Annotated in this window: 17 protein-coding genes; 14 read left to right on the top strand and 3 right to left on the bottom strand. The window is 66.4% G+C overall.

Translation table 11 applies throughout. The annotated features are described in order from the left end of the window. The first annotated feature begins 624 nt into the window (after positions 1-624). The 3 genes from RZE79_RS10260 (at position 625) to RZE79_RS10250 (ending at position 5,500) form a co-directional block, all read left to right on the top strand. Positions 625-2,547, top strand: coding sequence for a PrkA family serine protein kinase (locus RZE79_RS10260; protein ID WP_319360337.1), 1,923 nt, complete (start codon positions 625-627; stop codon positions 2,545-2,547). 80 nt (positions 2,548-2,627) lie between these two features. Continuing rightward, positions 2,628-3,920 (top strand): YeaH/YhbH family protein, encoded by a 1,293-nt coding sequence (locus RZE79_RS10255; RefSeq protein ID WP_319360336.1) that lies wholly within the window; start codon positions 2,628-2,630, stop codon positions 3,918-3,920. Further along, complete coding sequence (locus RZE79_RS10250) at positions 3,917-5,500, top strand: SpoVR family protein (protein ID WP_228121807.1); 1,584 nt, start codon at positions 3,917-3,919, stop codon at positions 5,498-5,500. The genes RZE79_RS10255 and RZE79_RS10250 overlap by 4 nt, the downstream gene beginning before the upstream one ends. 7 nt (positions 5,501-5,507) lie before the next feature. Here RZE79_RS10250 and aroQ read toward each other — a convergent pair whose 3' ends face one another. Beyond that, positions 5,508-5,948, bottom strand: coding sequence for a type II 3-dehydroquinate dehydratase (gene aroQ, locus RZE79_RS10245; RefSeq protein ID WP_319360335.1), 441 nt, complete (start codon positions 5,946-5,948; stop codon positions 5,508-5,510). A 46-nt stretch (positions 5,949-5,994) separates the two neighbouring features. Then, the gene (locus tag RZE79_RS10240; protein WP_319360334.1) at positions 5,995-6,993 is read right to left on the bottom strand and encodes a LysR family transcriptional regulator; all 999 of its coding nucleotides are present in this window, start codon (positions 6,991-6,993) and stop codon (positions 5,995-5,997) included. Between the two features lie 171 nt (positions 6,994-7,164). Between RZE79_RS10240 and RZE79_RS10235 the strand changes: the two genes are divergently transcribed. From RZE79_RS10235 to RZE79_RS10190, 10 genes are read left to right on the top strand one after another with little or no spacing between them, the layout of a single operon-like run. Next, a complete protein-coding gene (locus tag RZE79_RS10235; RefSeq protein WP_319360333.1) occupies positions 7,165-7,848 on the top strand; it encodes a Rieske (2Fe-2S) protein in 684 nt (227 codons plus the stop codon). Positions 7,849-7,864: 16 nt separating this feature from the next. Continuing rightward, positions 7,865-8,710 (top strand): aromatic ring-hydroxylating dioxygenase subunit alpha, encoded by an 846-nt coding sequence (locus RZE79_RS10230; protein WP_319360332.1) that lies wholly within the window; start codon positions 7,865-7,867, stop codon positions 8,708-8,710. Next, positions 8,707-9,354 (top strand): glutathione S-transferase, encoded by a 648-nt coding sequence (locus RZE79_RS10225; protein WP_319360331.1) that lies wholly within the window; start codon positions 8,707-8,709, stop codon positions 9,352-9,354. Before RZE79_RS10230 ends, RZE79_RS10225 begins: the two co-directional genes overlap by 4 nt. 52 nt (positions 9,355-9,406) lie before the next feature. Further along, on the top strand, positions 9,407-10,513 hold the full coding sequence (locus tag RZE79_RS10220) for an S-(hydroxymethyl)glutathione dehydrogenase/class III alcohol dehydrogenase (protein ID WP_101492101.1): 1,107 nt from the start codon (positions 9,407-9,409) through the stop codon (positions 10,511-10,513). 19 nt (positions 10,514-10,532) lie between these two features. Further along, the gene (locus RZE79_RS10215) at positions 10,533-11,465 is read left to right on the top strand and encodes an alpha/beta hydrolase (protein ID WP_319360330.1); all 933 of its coding nucleotides are present in this window, start codon (positions 10,533-10,535) and stop codon (positions 11,463-11,465) included. Next, positions 11,462-12,346, top strand: coding sequence for an S-formylglutathione hydrolase (gene fghA / locus RZE79_RS10210; RefSeq protein WP_319360329.1), 885 nt, complete (start codon positions 11,462-11,464; stop codon positions 12,344-12,346). Before RZE79_RS10215 ends, fghA begins: the two co-directional genes overlap by 4 nt. Before the next feature lie 46 nt (positions 12,347-12,392). Beyond that, the gene (locus tag RZE79_RS10205) at positions 12,393-12,887 is read left to right on the top strand and encodes a GNAT family N-acetyltransferase (protein WP_319360328.1); all 495 of its coding nucleotides are present in this window, start codon (positions 12,393-12,395) and stop codon (positions 12,885-12,887) included. Between the two features lie 30 nt (positions 12,888-12,917). Further along, positions 12,918-13,313, top strand: coding sequence for a VOC family protein (locus RZE79_RS10200; protein ID WP_319360327.1), 396 nt, complete (start codon positions 12,918-12,920; stop codon positions 13,311-13,313). After that, complete coding sequence (locus RZE79_RS10195; protein ID WP_099796117.1) at positions 13,310-13,702, top strand: TfoX/Sxy family protein; 393 nt, start codon at positions 13,310-13,312, stop codon at positions 13,700-13,702. The genes RZE79_RS10200 and RZE79_RS10195 overlap by 4 nt, the downstream gene beginning before the upstream one ends. Further along, on the top strand, positions 13,699-14,331 hold the full coding sequence (locus RZE79_RS10190) for a 3'-5' exonuclease (RefSeq protein WP_319360326.1): 633 nt from the start codon (positions 13,699-13,701) through the stop codon (positions 14,329-14,331). Before RZE79_RS10195 ends, RZE79_RS10190 begins: the two co-directional genes overlap by 4 nt. 18 nt (positions 14,332-14,349) lie before the next feature. On the opposite strand, the gene RZE79_RS10185 is transcribed toward RZE79_RS10190, so the two are convergent. Next, positions 14,350-15,078 (bottom strand): alpha/beta hydrolase, encoded by a 729-nt coding sequence (locus RZE79_RS10185; RefSeq protein ID WP_319360325.1) that lies wholly within the window; start codon positions 15,076-15,078, stop codon positions 14,350-14,352. A gap of 166 nt (positions 15,079-15,244) precedes the next feature. On the opposite strand from RZE79_RS10185, the gene RZE79_RS10180 reads away from it, so the two are divergent. Further along, positions 15,245-15,574 carry a metalloregulator ArsR/SmtB family transcription factor gene (locus RZE79_RS10180; RefSeq protein WP_319360324.1) on the top strand — a complete coding sequence of 110 codons (330 nt, stop codon included), beginning with the start codon at positions 15,245-15,247 and terminating at the stop codon, positions 15,572-15,574. The last annotated feature ends 244 nt before the right edge of the window (positions 15,575-15,818 follow it).

Here is a 15,818-nt window from a genome sequence, read left to right as displayed (position 1 = left end):
CGTCAGCGCCGGGCCGACGCCCTGTCGGCCCGCAGCGTGCCCTCTTTCGGCCGCCGCCTTCCGGTGGCGCGCCAGGCACGCGAACGGTGCTCCCCGCACCGTTGCGGAACGCGCCGACCGGCGCCCGCGCTTTCTTCCCACGTTTGCATGCGCCAGCCACCCGCTGTGGAAGTGGCGCGGGGATTGCTTTAATCTTTTTTTGGATATGCAATAAACCAAACGACAGGTCGTGCGTTATTGATGAAAGGCATCGGCTTTATTGAACCCGGGTTCAATTAGGAAACCTGTTCGCCGGAGAATTGCAATGAGGACGATAGCCATTCGGCATAGTCATTTCATCCGGGGACAATTACGCGAGCGCGAGCTTTTCAATTTAGCAGAAACGCCAAAAGCAGTTGCGCATTTTTCGAGGAACTTTACTTGCGAGAGGGGTTCAGAATAAATAAAACATTTGCCTGGTTCTTTCTTTGCTTTATGCTGATTGAACCGATTCAGTAGACAGTGTGTAAGGGAGTTTTCCACGGCATACGGCCATGGGCGGGGCCCCTCTTTCGAGAGGAGCGACGCAGTCTCTGGCTGTAGGCATCGGGGTCAAAAGCCCCGCCGACCTAAGGAGGCGCGACCATGGACGTGATCAGCAACTTTGCAGCCCGCTACGAACGCACCCGCGAGGAAGTTCTCTCGCTGCAGGAATATCTGGATATCTGCAAACGCGATCCGACGGCATATGCAACGGCCTCCGAACGAATGCTTCAGGCCATTGGCGAGCCGGAACTGGTAGATACCCGCAATGACCCCCGTCTTTCGCGGATCTTCGCCAACAAGGTCATCAAGATCTATCCGGCGTTCAAGGAGTTCTATGGCATGGAAGATGCCATCGAGCAGGTGGTGTCCTATTTCCGCCACGCCGCGCAGGGCCTGGAAGAAAAGAAGCAAATCCTTTACCTCCTGGGGCCCGTCGGCGGCGGCAAGAGTTCGATCGCCGAGCGCCTGAAGCAGCTCATGGAGCGGGTGCCTTTCTATGCGATCCATGGCTCGCCGGTGAACGAGTCGCCCCTGGGGCTGTTCGACACCGCCGAAGACGGCGAGATCCTCGAAAAAGAGTACGGCATCCCCGTCCGCTATCTGAACCGCATCCTGTCGCCCTGGGCGGTGAAGCGGCTCGAGGAGTACGGCGGCGACATCCGCCAGTTCAAAGTAGTCAAGCGCTACCCCTCGGTGCTGCGCCAGATCGCGGTCGCCAAGACCGAGCCGGGCGACGAGAACAACCAGGACATCTCGTCGCTGGTCGGCAAGGTCGACATCCGCAAGCTCGAGACCTACGCCCAGGACGACCCCGACGCCTACGCTTACTCCGGCGGCCTGTGCCTGGCCAACCAGGGCTTGCTCGAGTTCGTGGAAATGTTCAAGGCCCCCATCAAGGTACTGCACCCGCTGCTCACGGCCACGCAGGAGAGCAACTTCAAGGGCACCGAAGGCTTCGGCGCCATTCCCTTCGACGGCATCGTGCTGGCGCACAGCAACGAGAGCGAGTGGAAGGCGTTCCGCAACAACAAGAACAACGAGGCGTTTCTCGACCGGATCTACATCGTCAAGGTGCCGTACTGCCTGCGCGCCTCCGAAGAGATCAAGATCTACGAGAAGCTGGTGCGCAACTCGTCGCTGGCCAAGGCGCCGTGCGCGCCCGGCACCTTGCGCATGATGGCGCAGCTGTCGGTGCTCACGCGCCTGAAGGAGCCCGAGAACTCCAGCACCTTCAGCAAGATGCAGGTGTACGACGGCGAGAACCTCAAGGACACCGACCCCAAGGCCAAGTCGATCCAGGAGTACCGCGACTACGCGGGCGTCGACGAAGGCATGAGCGGTGTGTCGACGCGTTTCGCCTTCAAGATCATCTCCAAGGTGTTCAACTTCGACAGCACCGAGGTGGCCGCCAACCCGGTGCACCTGATGTATGTGCTCGAGCAGCAGATCGAGCGCGAGCAGTTTCCGCCGGAAACCGAGCAGAAGTACATCAGCTACATCAAGGAGCTGCTGGCGCCGCGCTATGCCGAGTTCATCGGCAAGGAAATCCAGACTGCCTACCTGGAAAGCTACAGCGAGTACGGCCAGAACATCTTCGACCGCTACGTGACCTACGCCGACTACTGGATCCAGGACCAGGAGTTCCGCGACGTGGACACCGGCGAAGTGTTCGACCGCGCCTCGCTCAACGCCGAACTCGAGAAGATCGAGCGGCCCGCCGGCATCGGCAACCCGAAGGACTTCCGCAACGAGATCGTCAACTTCGTGCTGCGCGCACGGGCCGGCAACGCGGGGCGCAACCCGGCGTGGACCAGCTACGAGAAGCTGCGCGCAGTCATCGAGAAGAAGATGTTCTCCAACACCGAAGAGCTGCTGCCGGTGATCAGTTTCAACACCAAGAGCAGCGCCGACGAGCAGAAGAAGCACGAAGACTTCGTGACCCGCATGGTCGAGAAGGGCTACACGGCCAAGCAGGTGCGGCTTCTGTGCGAGTGGTACCTGCGCGTGCGCAAGAGTTCATAGCGGACAGCGGGAACAACGGGCGCGTGCGCAGAACCTAACCCTCGCACCGCCCACCGTTTTGCAAGGAGCTTGAAAACATCGTGGCCATCCTGCAGCAGATCATCGATCGTCGGCTCTCGGGCAAGAACAAGTCCATCGGCAACCGCGAGCGCTTCCTTCGGCGCTACAAGGGGCAGATCCAGGAGGCGGTGCGGCGCGCGGTCAGCGGGCGCAACATCCGCGAGCTGGAGCAAGGCGAAGACGTGACCCTGCCGCGCCACGATGTCTCCGAGCCAGTGTTCGGCCATGCACGCGGCGGCGACCGCGAGTATGTGCACCCCGGCAACCAGGAGTACCTCAAGGGCGACCGCATTGCGCGCCCCGAGGGTCAGGGCGGCGGCGGCTCGGGCAGCGGCGAGGCCAGCGACAGCGGCGAAGGCGAGGACGACTTCGTCTTTCGCCTCACGCGCGAGGAGTTCATGCGCGTCTTCTTCGACGACCTCGCGCTGCCGCACCTCGTCCGCACCCAGATCGCCGAAGTGCCCGAGTGGAAGAGCCACCGCGCCGGCTTCACGAGCGATGGCACGCCCAACAACCTGCACGTGGTGCGCTCCATGCGCGGCGCGCTCGCACGGCGCATTGCGCTCGGCGGCGAACCGCGCAAGGAGCTCAAGCGCCTGGAGGCGCACCTCCTCGTCCTGAAAGCGCATCCGCAGGCCGAGACAGCGCTGATCCAGAAGGAAATCCGCGAGACCGAGGAGCTCATCGCCGAGCTGCGCCGCACCATGCGGCACGTGCCCTACATCGACCCGATCGACCTGCGCTACCGCAACCGAGTGAAGACGCCCGTGCCCAGCGCCAAGGCCGTGATGTTCTGCCTCATGGACGTGTCGGGCTCGATGGACGAAGCGCGCAAGGACATGGCCAAGCGCTTCTTCATGCTGCTGTACCTGTTTCTCACGCGGCACTACGAGCGCATCGACCTCGTGTTTTTGCGCCACCACACGCAGGCGCAAGAGGTGACCGAGGAAGAGTTCTTTCACGCCACCGAAACCGGCGGCACCGTGGTGTCGAGCGCACTGGTGCTCATGGACGAGATCGTCAAGGCCCGCTACGCCAGCGGCGAATGGAACGTGTACGGCGCCCAGGCCAGTGACGGCGACAACTGGCACCAGGACAGCGGCCGCTGCCGCGAACTGCTGGTCGACAACATCCTGCCTGCGGTGCGCTACTACGCCTACGTGCAGGTGGCCGAGACCGAGCAGAACCTGTGGCAGGAGTACCAGCAGCTCGAAGGCGTGGCGCCCAACTTCGCCATGCGCAAGGTGTCGGACGCGCAAGACATCTACCCGGTGTTCCGCGACCTGTTCAAGAAGGAAGGGGTGCCCGCATGATCACCACCACCGAACGCCCTCCCGGTGCCCCCGTCCTGCCGCGCAGCACCGACCTCCCCACCTCCCGCCTGGAGCGCCTGCCCAGCCCGTCCGACTGGACCTTCGAGCTCATCGAGACGTACCACACCGAGATCGCCAAGACCGCCAGGAGCTTCGGCCTGGACACCTACCCGAACCAGCTCGAGGTGATCACGGCCGAGCAGATGATGGACGCCTACGCCAGCGTGGGCATGCCCATGATCTACAGGCACTGGTCGTACGGCAAGCAGTTCATCTCCACCGAGAAGAACTACAAGCGCGGCCACATGGGGCTGGCCTACGAGATCGTCATCAACTCCGATCCGTGCATTGCCTACCTCATGGAAGAAAACACCATGGCCATGCAGGCCCTGGTGATTGCGCATGCGGCCTACGGGCACAACAGCTTCTTCAAGGGCAACTACCTGTTCCGCATGTGGACCGACGCGTCGTCGATCATCGACTACCTCGTCTACGCGCGGCACTACATCGCCGAGTGCGAAGAGCGCCACGGCCTCGATGCGGTGGAAGACCTGCTCGACTCCTGCCACGCGCTCATGAACTACGGCGTCGACCGCTACCGCCGTCCGCAGAAGCGCTCGCTGGCCCAGGAAAGCGCGCAGCGCGCCGACCGCGAGCGCCACATGCAGCAGCAGGTGAACGACCTGTGGCGCACGCTACCTCGCAAGAGTGAACAGGCCACCGAGTCGGAAGCCGAAGCCGCACGCCGCTTTCCGTCGGAGCCGCAGGAGAACCTGCTCTATTTCATCGAGAAGAACGCCGCCCTGCTCGAACCGTGGCAGCGCGAAGTGGTGCGCATCGTGCGCAAGATCGCGCAGTACTTCTACCCGCAGCGCCAGACCCAGGTCATGAACGAAGGTTGGGCCACCTTCTGGCACTACACGCTGCTCAACACCATGTACGACCGCGGCCAGCTGGATGACGGCTTCATGATGGAATGGCTCAGCTCGCACACCAGCGTGGTGTTCCAGCCGCCCGTGGGCCACCGCGCCTACAGCGGCATCAACCCCTATGCGCTGGGCTTCAAGATGTTCACCGACCTGCGCCGCGTCTGCGAGAAGCCGACCGAAGAAGACCGCCGCTGGTTCCCCGACTACGCGGGCACCGACTGGGTCAAGACACTCGACTACGCGATGCGCAACTTCAAGGACGAGAGCTTTGTCGGCCAGTTCCTGAGCCCGAAGACGATGCGCGATTTCCGCCTGTTCGCCATCCGCGACTACCAGAGCGAATCGGAACTCGAGGTGTCGGCCATCCACGACGACAGCGGCTACCAGGCGCTGCGCGAATCGCTGTCACGCCAGTACGACATCGGCAACCGCGAGCCCGACATCCAGGTCTGGAGCGTCGCCACGCGCGGCGACCGCTCGCTCACGCTGCGCCACACGCAGCGCAACAACCTGCCGCTGAACGACAGCGCCGAAGAGGTGCTGAAGCACGTCGCGCGGCTCTGGGGCTTCGACGTGCACCTGGAAAGCGTCGACAGTGGCGGCCGGGTCAGCCGCAGCTGGAAGGCTGCCGCGCCGAAGCAGAACTACTGAGGAAGGGTCAGGGCACCAGCGCGGCGATGGCCAGCGTGTAGCCCTTCGCCCCCAGCCCCACGATGATCCCGCGCGCCGCAGGCGAGATGTACGACTTGTGGCGAAACTCTTCGCGTGCATGCACGTTCGAGATGTGCAGCTCGATCAACGGCACGCTCGCGCCCTTGATGGCGTCGTGCAGCGCAATCGACGTGTGGGTGTAGGCGCCCGGGTTCATCACCACGCCCAGCATGTTGCCGGCGGCCACTTCGCGGCCCGCCTCCTGGACCCAGTCGATCAACACGCCTTCGTGGTTCGACTGGCGGCATTCGATCGCCACGCCGAGCTTGGCACCCGTTTCATGGCACAGGCGCTCGACGTCGGCGAGCGTGTCGCGACCGTACTGTTCGGGCTCGCGCGTGCCGAGCAGGTTGAGGTTGGGGCCGTTGAGAACGAGGATTTTCTTCATGATGGATCGGTGAAGGAAGCAACCGGATGCCGGCAGATGGCCAAGATTATGGGCGCGCCGCCGGCCGCGCCCGCCGTGCCGAAGGCGACACCGCCGCAGTCGAACCCACGTAGTGGTTGTACGAGCCGATGTCCGCCACGCAGCGCGCCATGAGGTCGACGAACGCGCGCAGCTTCTGCCCCATGTAGCGCTGCCGCTGGTAGGCGCAGTACAGCCGCCGCGCCTCCGGCGGCCACTGCGGCAGCACCGGCACCAGCACGCCCTGCGCCACCTCGGGGCCGGCGAAGAACACCGGCAGCGGCGCGATGCCCAGGCCGTCGATGCAGAAGGTCTTCATCACCCAGTGGTCGTTGGTCTCGAAGGCCGGCTCCGTGCGCACCACATGGCGCCCCGAGGCCTGCTGCGACACCAGCCGCAGCGGCGACGACGGCCCCGACGGCTCGCGCATCGCGATCATCCGGTGCTGCGCCAGCGCCTCGGGCGTCTGCGGCGTGCCATGCCGCGCCAGGTACTGCGGGCTCGCGTAAAGGCCGTAGGCCAGCCGGCCCAGCAGCTTGGCGACCAGGTCCGGAAGGTCGGGCGGCGCCGAGCCGACATAGCAATCGACCTCGCCGATCTGCGGCGCCTGCGCGCCGTTCGCCACGTCGAGCTGGCAGCGCACGTTGGGGTGCGATTCGAGAAAGATCCGCACCACATGGCAGACGAAGGAGGTGCTGAACTGCGTGTCGGACAGCAGCGTGAGCCGCCCCGACACCCCGCCCGTGAGCTCCTGCACCTCGGTGCGCGCCGTTTCCAGCCGGCCGCTCACCTCCCCGAGCAGCCCCTCGCAACGTGCGAAGAACGCACGCCCGGCCTCCGTGGGCGCGATGCGGCGCGAGCTGCGCAGCAACAGCTGGGCGCCCAGCAGTTCCTCCAGCCGCGTGAGCTGCCGGCTCAGCGTGGCCTTCGACACGCCCGACAGGCTCTCGGCCTTGGTGAGGCTGCCGCTCTTCATCACGAGCACGAAGGCCTCGACCAGCGCGAGGTCGATGCGCCCGGCGCTCATGAAAGCCACCGCTGTGGAAGTCGTCGTTGCAGGAATGAAAAGGAGCGTCTTGGCATGGGGCTTTCATCGGTGCGGCGGACACGCTACGGTAGGCGGCACCGCCGACAAGGGCATGCCCGATGCTATGCCGGTTTGCGGCGCCCTTTTCCGCCGCCCCCACGATCAAGCCCCATGAATCCCTCTGCCGCATCACAGGCCTGGCACCCCGTCGCCCCCTCTGCCGAGGTGCGCGCCGGCGCCAACATCGTCGCCGGCTTCGCGCAAGGCCAGGAGCTCGCGCTGTGGCGCGCAGCCGATGGCACGCCGCAGGCCTGGGAGAACCGCTGCCCGCACCGCAGCGTGCGCTTCACGCTCGGCCAGGTGACCGGCGGCGACCGCCTGGCCTGCGCGTACCACGGCTGGCAGTACGAGGCCGGCAGCGGCGCGTGCGTGCGCATCCCGGCACACCCGGCCATGCAGGCGCCGCGCAATGTCTGCGCCAAGGTGTTCGCCACGGCGGATGCCGCGGGCATGCTGTGGGTGCGCCTTGCCGCCGATGGCGCGCCCGCGCCAGCCGAACTGGCCCATGTCGTTCCCGCCGGCTGGCACCTCGCCCGCACGCTGACCTTGCGCGTGGCCGCGTCCGAGGTGCGCGATGCGCTGGCGCAGCATGGCTTCGCATCGGCAGCAACGCCCGATGCGTGGCAAGGCATGCTGGGCGAATCGCCCGTCGCCGCGCTGCTGCTCGACGCCCAGCCGCAGCTGAGCTTCCTGCACCTGTGGACCGACGCAGCCCCCGGCTCCGACGCGATGGCCCGTGTGCACCGCGCGGCGCGCCAGCTGCGCAGCGACATCGAAGCCACTTCATCGCACTGAAAAGAAGAAAGAAAACATGCCCTTCGTCACCGACGATCCCAACATGCTCGACGACTGGCTCGTCGTCGGCCCCACCAGCGGCTTGCCACGCACGACACGGCTGCTCGGCGAAACCCTGCACCTGCACATCGATGCCGACGGCACGCCGCACGCCCTTCTCGGCACCGACGCACTGACCGTGCAGTCGCGCTACGGCTTCCTCTGGGTCTGCCCCAGGGGCCGCCCCGCCCGCCCGCTGTTCGCGTTCCCCGAGCACGAAGAGCCCGGCCGCCGCCTCGTCGATTGCGGCGGGCTCGGCGTGGCCGTGTCGGGCCTGCGCGTGATCGAGAACTTCCTGGACATGGCGCACTTCCCTTTCGTGCACCCCGACTACCTCGGCAAGGTGCCGCACACCGAAGTCGCCAAGTACAACGTCGAGGTCGATGCCGCCACCGACGAAATCTGGGCCACCGACTGCCGCTTCTGGCAGCCGCGCGCCTCGGCCGCCCACGACACCGGCAGCGAGGTGTTCTACAAGTACCGCGTGATGCAGCCCTTCTCGGCCATGCTCTACAAGTCGAGCCACCGGCCCGACAAGCTCGACGCCATCGGCCTGTTCCTGCAGCCCGTGGACGATGAGCACGTTATCGCCCACACGCTGCTGGCCTACTTCGACGACGTGTCGACCGACGCCGAGCTCATCGCGTTCCAGCACACGATCTTCGGGCAGGACAAGCCCATTTTGGAGAACCACGCCTTCAAGCGCATGCCGCTCGAAGGCCGCGCCGAAACGCCCACGCGCGGCGACACCACCTCCGTCACCTACCGCCGCTGGCTGCGCGAGCGCGGCATGCGCTTCGGCACCGCGAGGGCCGCCGCATGACCGTCAAGCTCTACGACTACCCGCTCTCGGGCAACTGCTTCAAGGTGCGGCAGATGCTGCTGTGGCTCGGCGTGGACCACGTGAGCGTGCCGGTGGACTTCCACCCCGGTCGCGAACACAAGTCCGCCAGATTCCTCGCGCAGGTCAACCCGCTGGGCCAGCTCCCGGTGATCGACGATGAAGGCTTCGTGCTGCGCGACGCGCAAGCCATCCTCGTCTACCTCGCGAGCCGCTACGACGCATCGCAGCGCTGGTACCCCGCCGACCCGAAGCTGCGCGGCCAGGTCGCGATGTGGCTCGCCATGGCCGACGAGATCACGCGCACCGCCTCGGCCGCGCGGCTGCACGACGCGCTGGGCTACACGCACCTGGACATCCACGCCTGCCGGCGCGGCGCGCGCGCGGCCTTCCGCGTGCTCGACGACCACCTCGCCGAGCAGCATGCCGCCACCGGCCTGCGCTGGCTCGCCGCCGCGCCCGAGCCGACCATCGCCGACCTCGCCTGCTTTCCGTACGTGGCGCTGGCGGGCGAAGGCGGCATCCCGCTCGACGAGTTTCCTGCGCTGCGCCGCTGGGTCTGGGATTTCCGTCACCTGCCCGGTTTTGTGGGCATGTCGGGTATCTTCCCCGCTGGCCCCGCCTGAAGGCTCGCCTGAGTATCCTTGACCCCTTCCGCTCTCTGAAGAACCGAATCCCATGAAAACCAAAGCCGCCGTCGCCTGGCAAGCAGGCCAACCCCTCACCATCGAAACCGTAGACCTCCAGGGCCCGAAGTTCGGTGAAGTGCTGGTCGAGATCAAGGCCACCGGCATCTGCCACACCGACTACTACACGCTCTCGGGCGCCGACCCCGAAGGCATCTTCCCCGCCATCCTGGGCCATGAAGGCGCGGGCATCGTGGTCGACGTCGGCCCCGGCGTCACCACGCTGAAAAAGGGCGACCACGTCATTCCGCTGTACACGCCCGAATGCCGCCAGTGCAAGTTCTGTCTGAGCCGCAAGACCAACCTGTGCCAGCTGATCCGCGGCACGCAGGGCAAGGGCCTCATGCCCGACGCCACCTCGCGTTTCAGCCTCGACGGCAAGCCGATCTTTCACTACATGGGCACGAGCACCTTCAGCAACTACACGGTCGCGCCCGAAATTTCGCTGGCCAAGATCCGTGAAGACGCACCCTTCGACAAGGTCTGCTACATCGGCTGCGGCGTCACCACCGGCATCGGTGCCGTGCTCTTCACGGCCAAGGTCGAAGCCGGCGCGAACGTCGTGGTGTTCGGCCTGGGCGGCATCGGCCTGAACGTGATCCAGGGCGCCAAGATGGTGGGCGCCGACAAGATCATCGGTGTCGACCTGAACCCCGAGCGCGAAGCCATGGCCCGCAAATTCGGCATGACGCACTTCATCAACCCCAAGACCACCGAGAACGTGGTCGACGCGATCGTGCAGCTGACCGACGGCGGCGCCGACTACAGCTTCGAGTGCATCGGCAACACGCAGGTGATGCGCCAGGCGCTGGAATGCACGCACAAGGGCTGGGGCCGCAGCATCATCATCGGCGTGGCCGAGGCCGGCGCCGAGATCAGCACGCGCCCGTTCCAGCTGGTCACCGGCCGCAAGTGGGAAGGCTCGGCCTTCGGCGGCGCGCGCGGTCGCACCGACGTGCCGAAGATCGTCGACTGGTACATGGAAGGCAAGATCAACATCGACGACCTGATCACGCACACCATGCCGCTGGAAGACATCAACAAGGGCTTCGACCTGATGAAGCGCGGCGAGTCGATCCGCGGCGTCGTTCTTTACTAAGCCCGAGGAGGCGCCCGCCATGAACCGCATGGAACCCTTGCGCACCATTGAAGCGGGCGTCCTCGAAGTCGCCTACTACGAAGCCGGCGAGGCCGACGGCCCGCCCGTGCTGCTGATGCACGGCTTTCCGTACGACATCCACACGTACGCAGAGGTCGCGCCGATGCTGGCCGCGCAAGGCTGCCGCGTCGTCGTGCCGTACATGCGCGGCTACGGCGGCACGCGCTTCCTGAGCGACGCCACGCCGCGCTCGGGCGAACAGGCGGCGTTCGGCGCCGACCTGCTCGCACTGCTCGACGCCCTGCAGATCGAGCGCGCCGTGCTCGCCGGCTACGACTGGGGCGGCCGCGCCGCCTGCGTGGTGGCGGCGCTGTGGCCCGAACGCTGCGCTGGGCTGGTCTCGCTCAACAGCTACAACATCCAGAACATCGCCCAGGCGATGGAGCCGGACACGGCCGAGAACGAACACAGCCTCTGGTACCAGTACTACTTCCACAGCGAGCGCGGCCGCGCCGGTCTTGCGAAGGACCGCAACGCGATCGCGAAGCTGCTCTGGCAACTGTGGTCGCCGACCTGGAATTTCGACGACGCCACCTTCGCGCGCAGCGCCGCCGCTTTCGACCACACCGACTTCGTCGAGGTGGTGATCCATTCGTACCGCCACCGCTTCGGCCTCGTGCCCGGCGACCCGGCCTATGCCGACATCGAACGCCGCCTCGCCGCGCAGCCGACGATCACCGTGCCCGCCATCACCTTCGACGGCATCGACGACGGCGTGCGACCGCCCGCCGATGCCTCGGCCCACGCGCATCGCTTCAGCGGGCCGCGTTCGCACCGCCTCGTGCCCGGCGCGGGCCACAACCTGCCGCAGGAAGCACCGCGCACCTTCGCGGATGCCGTGCTTGAACTCGTGCCCGCACTGATGCGCAGCCAGACGACCTCTTCTTCATGACCGACACCACCCCGACACTCCTTTCCGAACACCACGCCTTCGGCGGCGTGCAGCGCTTCTTCGAGCACCGCTCGCACGAAATCGGCCTGCCGATGCGCTTCTCGGTCTACCTGCCGCCGCAGGCCGCAACCGCAGGCAAGCCCGTGCCCGCCCTGCTCTACCTCGCGGGCCTGACCTGCAACGAGGAAACCTTCGCGGTGAAGGCCGGCGCGCAGCGCATGGCCGCGAGCCTGGGCCTGGCGCTCATCGCGCCCGACACCAGCCCGCGCGGCGCTGGCCCCGAGGGCTTGCCAGGCGCGAAAGACAGCTGGGACTTCGGCATCGGCGCCGGCTTCTACCTGGACGCCACCGCCGAGCCCTGGGCCACGCACTGGCGCATGGAAAGCTGGATCGTCCACGAGCTGCTGCCGCTTGTGGCGCAGCACCTGCCCGTCGACGGTCAGCGACTGGGCATCTTCGGCCACTCGATGGGCGGCCACGGCGCGCTCACGCTGGCGCTGCGGCACCCGGGGCGCTTCTTGTCGCTCTCGGCCTTCGCACCGATCTGCGCGCCCACCCAATGCCCGTGGGGCCAGAAGGCCTTCGCCGGCTACCTGGGCGAGCCCGGCGACGACCGCGCGCAATGGCTCGCGCACGACGCCAGCGCGCTGATGCAGTCGCAGACCGTCGCGCCCTATCCGCAAGGCATCCTCATCGACCAGGGCCTGGCCGACAAATTCCTCGCCGAGCAGTTGCACCCCGAGGTCTTCGAGGCCGCCTGCTTCGCCGCCGGCCAGCCGCTCACGCTGCGCCGCCATGCGGGCTACGACCACGGCTACTACTTCATCCAGAGCTTCATGGCTGACCACATCGCGCACCACGCGCAAACGCTGAACGCCTGAACGCAAAGGGGTGCGGTTCGCACCCGGCGTGGCTATCATGGTCCGCATGTCTGCCGCCAAGATTCCCGCCTTCGAGCTGCGCTCGCGCGATGGCGGCGCCGAAGAGAACATGGTGCTCGCCGGCATCTGGCGCCGCGCCTGGGTGTCGGCCAACCGGGGCGCCGCCCACGTCGAGCCCATCGGCCACTGGCTGCACCGCGTGCAGACCGAATTCATTCCGCCCGCCGACGTGGTGCTCGCCGAGCGCGACGGCCAGGTGCTGGCCTTCATGGTGCTGCTCACGGCGCGCGAGTACGTGGCCCAGCTGTTCGTCGAACCGCACCTGCGCAGCCAGGGCCTGGGCAAGGCGCTGCTCGACGAGGCCTGCGTGCGCATGCCGCACGGCTGGCGGCTGCACGTGGCCGTCAGCAATACCGAGGCGCAGCGCTTCTACGAACGCTACGGCCTCTTGCGCGGCGTGGTCGACCGGCACCCGGGCAGCGGGCGCGAACGCATCGCCTACCATTGGTCGCCTGCCCGCGCGCCCTGGCGCACGGGCTGACACCGCCGCCCTCTTCCTTCTTCTTGCCCCATGCGCATCCGCATCGATCACATCGCCCTCTGGACCACCGACCTCGAACGCTGCAAGCGCTTCTACGTCGACTACTTCGGCGCCACCGCCGGCGCGGGGTATGTCAACCCGACCAAGGGCTTCGCCTCGTGCTTCCTGAGCCTGGGCGACGGCGCGCGCATCGAGGCCATGACCACGAGCACCCAATCGCCCGTGGTCGCCGAGGCCGGCGCGCAGCGCATGGGCTGGACGCACCTCGCGATCTCGGTCGGCTCCGACGCCGAGGTTGACGCCCTCACACAGCGGCTGAAGGCCGACGGCTACCCGCTGCTCGACGGCCCGCGTCGCACCGGCGACGGCTACTACGAGAGCGTAGTGCTCGACCCGGACGGCAACCGCATCGAGATCACTTCATGAGCGTTTTTGTCCAGAGCCTGCACGAGACCTTCGAACGCCTCGGCCGCATCGAAACCCGCCGCATGTTCGGCGGCCACGGCGTGTGGCACGAGGGCCGCATGATCGCGCTCGTCGCCAAGGACACGCTGTACCTCAAGTCCGATGCCGGCAGCGCCGCGCACTTCGATGCGCTGAACCTGCCGCCCTTCACGTACGTGCGCGCGGGCAAGGAGATGCCGATGTCGTACCGGCTGGCGCCGGCCGACCTGTTCGAAGACCGCGAGGAAGCCGCCCGCTGGGGCCGCCTCGCCTACGAAGCCGCGCTGCGCTCGGGCCAGCCGCCGAAGCAGAAGAAGCCCAAGCCCCCACCCAAGACACCCCCCAAGGCCGCGAAAGCGAAGACCCGGTGAACGAACAGAACAACGACAACAACAACCCCAGCCACCGGCTTCCTCCGCTGCCTGAGCGCGAACAGATCGCGCTGCTCGATCCCTTCGACAGCCTCGACCTGAAAGACATCGTGGTCGTCGCCTCGCTGGCCGAAGCCGAGCGCGCCGCAGACGAATTGCTCACGGCCGGCGTGGCGGGCTTCGACACCGAGTCGCGCCCCACCTTCGCAAAGAACGAGGTATCGACCGGCCCGCACGTGGTGCAGTTCGCGACGCGCGACACGGCGTGGCTGTTCCAGCTGCACCGCGACGAGTGCAACCACGTGGTCGCGGGCCTGCTTGCGTCCACCGAGCTGCGCAAGGTCGGCTTCGGGCTCTCGAGCGACCTGTCGATGATCCGCATGCGCCTGGCCATTGCGCCGCAGGCCGTGTTCGACATCGACGACGAGTTCCGCCGGCGCGGCTACCGCCGTTCGGTCGGCGTGAAGACGGCCGTGGCGCTGATGTTCAACCAGCGCTTCGCCAAGTCGCGCAAGGCCACCACGTCGAACTGGGCGCACAAGCAGCTCAGCGAATCGCAGATCCGCTATGCGGCCAACGACGCCTATGCGTCGCTGCGCGTGTTCGACGCGCTCTTTCCGAACGGCTGACCGAGCGCGCGACTGCCGTCAGTCGCGCCCCGCTTCAAGGATCGCCTGCGCCAGCCGCTGCGGGTTCGAGAAGAACATCTCGTGGCTGCCCGGGCACTCCACGAGGCGGAACAACCCCAGCCGCTCCGACAGCCGCGGATGCCACGGCAGGCTGTGCGGCAGCGCCGTGTCCTGCAGGCAGTTGACATACGACTTGCCCAGCGCCAGCGCCGCCAGCGGCTGCTTCAGTTGAATCTTGTCGGTGAAGGTGCGGTACGGGTGCGGGTTGAGCTGGTCGTAGGCGGACTGCGCCAGCGCCAGGTCGGCGTCGTTGATGAAGGCCTCGCGCCAGATCTCGAACGGCAGCGTCACGGCGTTGCCGTTGGCCGCGGCCACCGCGTCGAACATGGCCACGTAGTGCGGCGGCACCATGTCGTTGAGCGCTTCGCCATCGAGCGGCACGAAGGCGTTGATGTAGACCAGCCGCCGCAGCCGCGCCGCGATGCGATCGGCCACGCCCGAGATCACCATGCCGCCGTAGCTGTGACCCACGAGCCGCACCTGCGTGAGGTCCTTGCTCTCGATGTAGCGCACCACCGACGCGATGGCGTCGTCCAAGCTGGTGTTCGTGCGGCTGTCGCCGGGGTTGTTGCCTGCCACGGTGGGGCAATGCACGGTGTGGCCGGCCGCACGCAGGCCTTCGGCCACGGCCTCCATTTCGGCGCCGGTGTGCCAGGCGCCGTGAACCAGAACATAGATGTCGGACATGGGTGTCTCCTTCGTTGGATGCGTCGTTGGGTGATAGACCGAGGCGACTGTAGAAAAAACGGTGCGTTGCGGATGGCCGCTGCCTGCCAACCTGATGGCCGATTCGCGCCACCGGTCTTTTCGTTTGCGGGTTGCCTCACTTCAATAATTCAAAGATACTTGAATAATGGAAGAAAACGATGTGGTTCGCGCCTTGGGCGCACTCGCGCAACCCGTGCGCTTGCGGGTGTTCCGTGCCTTGGTGGTGGCGGGGCCCGAAGGGCTGACGCCGGGCGCGCTGACTGAAGCGCTGGCGGTTTCGGCCACGGGCCTGTCTTTTCACCTCAAGGAGCTGGTGAACGCGAGCCTGGTCTCGCAGGAGCGCCAAGGGCGCAACCTCATCTACCGCGCGTCGTTCGAGCGGATGAACGGCCTGCTCGGCTACCTCACCGAGAACTGCTGCCAGGGGGAAGCCTGCCTTCCGGCGGCTGCTACTCAACAAGCCTGCGACTGCTGACATATGAAAGCCTGTGCTGTTGCACGCCGCGTGCGTGCGCTCTGGCGTGCTCCCGCCGACGGGGCACCTTGCTCCGCGAATGTCCTCCGCCCTTCGGGCTCCCCCTTGATTTCGCTGCGCAAGGCACCCCATCGACGTGAGCGTTGTTCGCAACATTCGTTGATCGGCGAGCACCAGCAGCGTGCCCCTGTGCACAGGGCACTGGGTGCTTCCCGCAGCGAAATCAAGGAGGAGCCGAAGGCGG

The organism is Variovorax sp. EBFNA2 (assembly GCF_033802765.1).
Classification (GTDB): Bacteria; Pseudomonadota; Gammaproteobacteria; order Burkholderiales; family Burkholderiaceae_C; genus Variovorax; species Variovorax paradoxus_H.
The sequence above is the reverse complement of the archived record's forward strand: the minus strand, read 5'-3'. Positions and strand labels throughout refer to the sequence as shown.

Excerpts from the sequence above, each read along its gene's own strand:
- RZE79_RS10230 (WP_319360332.1), top strand. The coding sequence starts at position 7,865 with ATGCCCTTCGTCACCGACGATCCCAACATGCTCGACGACTGGCTCGTC.
- RZE79_RS10225 (WP_319360331.1), top strand. The coding sequence starts at position 8,707 with ATGACCGTCAAGCTCTACGACTACCCGCTCTCGGGCAACTGCTTCAAG.
- RZE79_RS10195 (WP_099796117.1), top strand. The coding sequence starts at position 13,310 with ATGAGCGTTTTTGTCCAGAGCCTGCACGAGACCTTCGAACGCCTCGGC.
- fghA (WP_319360329.1), top strand. The coding sequence starts at position 11,462 with ATGACCGACACCACCCCGACACTCCTTTCCGAACACCACGCCTTCGGC.
- RZE79_RS10250 (WP_228121807.1), top strand. The coding sequence starts at position 3,917 with ATGATCACCACCACCGAACGCCCTCCCGGTGCCCCCGTCCTGCCGCGC.
- RZE79_RS10240 (WP_319360334.1), bottom strand. The coding sequence starts at position 6,993 with ATGAGCGCCGGGCGCATCGACCTCGCGCTGGTCGAGGCCTTCGTGCTC.
- RZE79_RS10260 (WP_319360337.1), top strand. The coding sequence starts at position 625 with ATGGACGTGATCAGCAACTTTGCAGCCCGCTACGAACGCACCCGCGAG.
- RZE79_RS10235 (WP_319360333.1), top strand. The coding sequence starts at position 7,165 with ATGAATCCCTCTGCCGCATCACAGGCCTGGCACCCCGTCGCCCCCTCT.
- RZE79_RS10180 (WP_319360324.1), top strand. The coding sequence starts at position 15,245 with ATGGAAGAAAACGATGTGGTTCGCGCCTTGGGCGCACTCGCGCAACCC.
- RZE79_RS10215 (WP_319360330.1), top strand. The coding sequence starts at position 10,533 with ATGAACCGCATGGAACCCTTGCGCACCATTGAAGCGGGCGTCCTCGAA.
- RZE79_RS10185 (WP_319360325.1), bottom strand. The coding sequence starts at position 15,078 with ATGTCCGACATCTATGTTCTGGTTCACGGCGCCTGGCACACCGGCGCC.
- RZE79_RS10200 (WP_319360327.1), top strand. The coding sequence starts at position 12,918 with ATGCGCATCCGCATCGATCACATCGCCCTCTGGACCACCGACCTCGAA.
- RZE79_RS10205 (WP_319360328.1), top strand. The coding sequence starts at position 12,393 with ATGTCTGCCGCCAAGATTCCCGCCTTCGAGCTGCGCTCGCGCGATGGC.
- RZE79_RS10220 (WP_101492101.1), top strand. The coding sequence starts at position 9,407 with ATGAAAACCAAAGCCGCCGTCGCCTGGCAAGCAGGCCAACCCCTCACC.
- aroQ (WP_319360335.1), bottom strand. The coding sequence starts at position 5,948 with ATGAAGAAAATCCTCGTTCTCAACGGCCCCAACCTCAACCTGCTCGGC.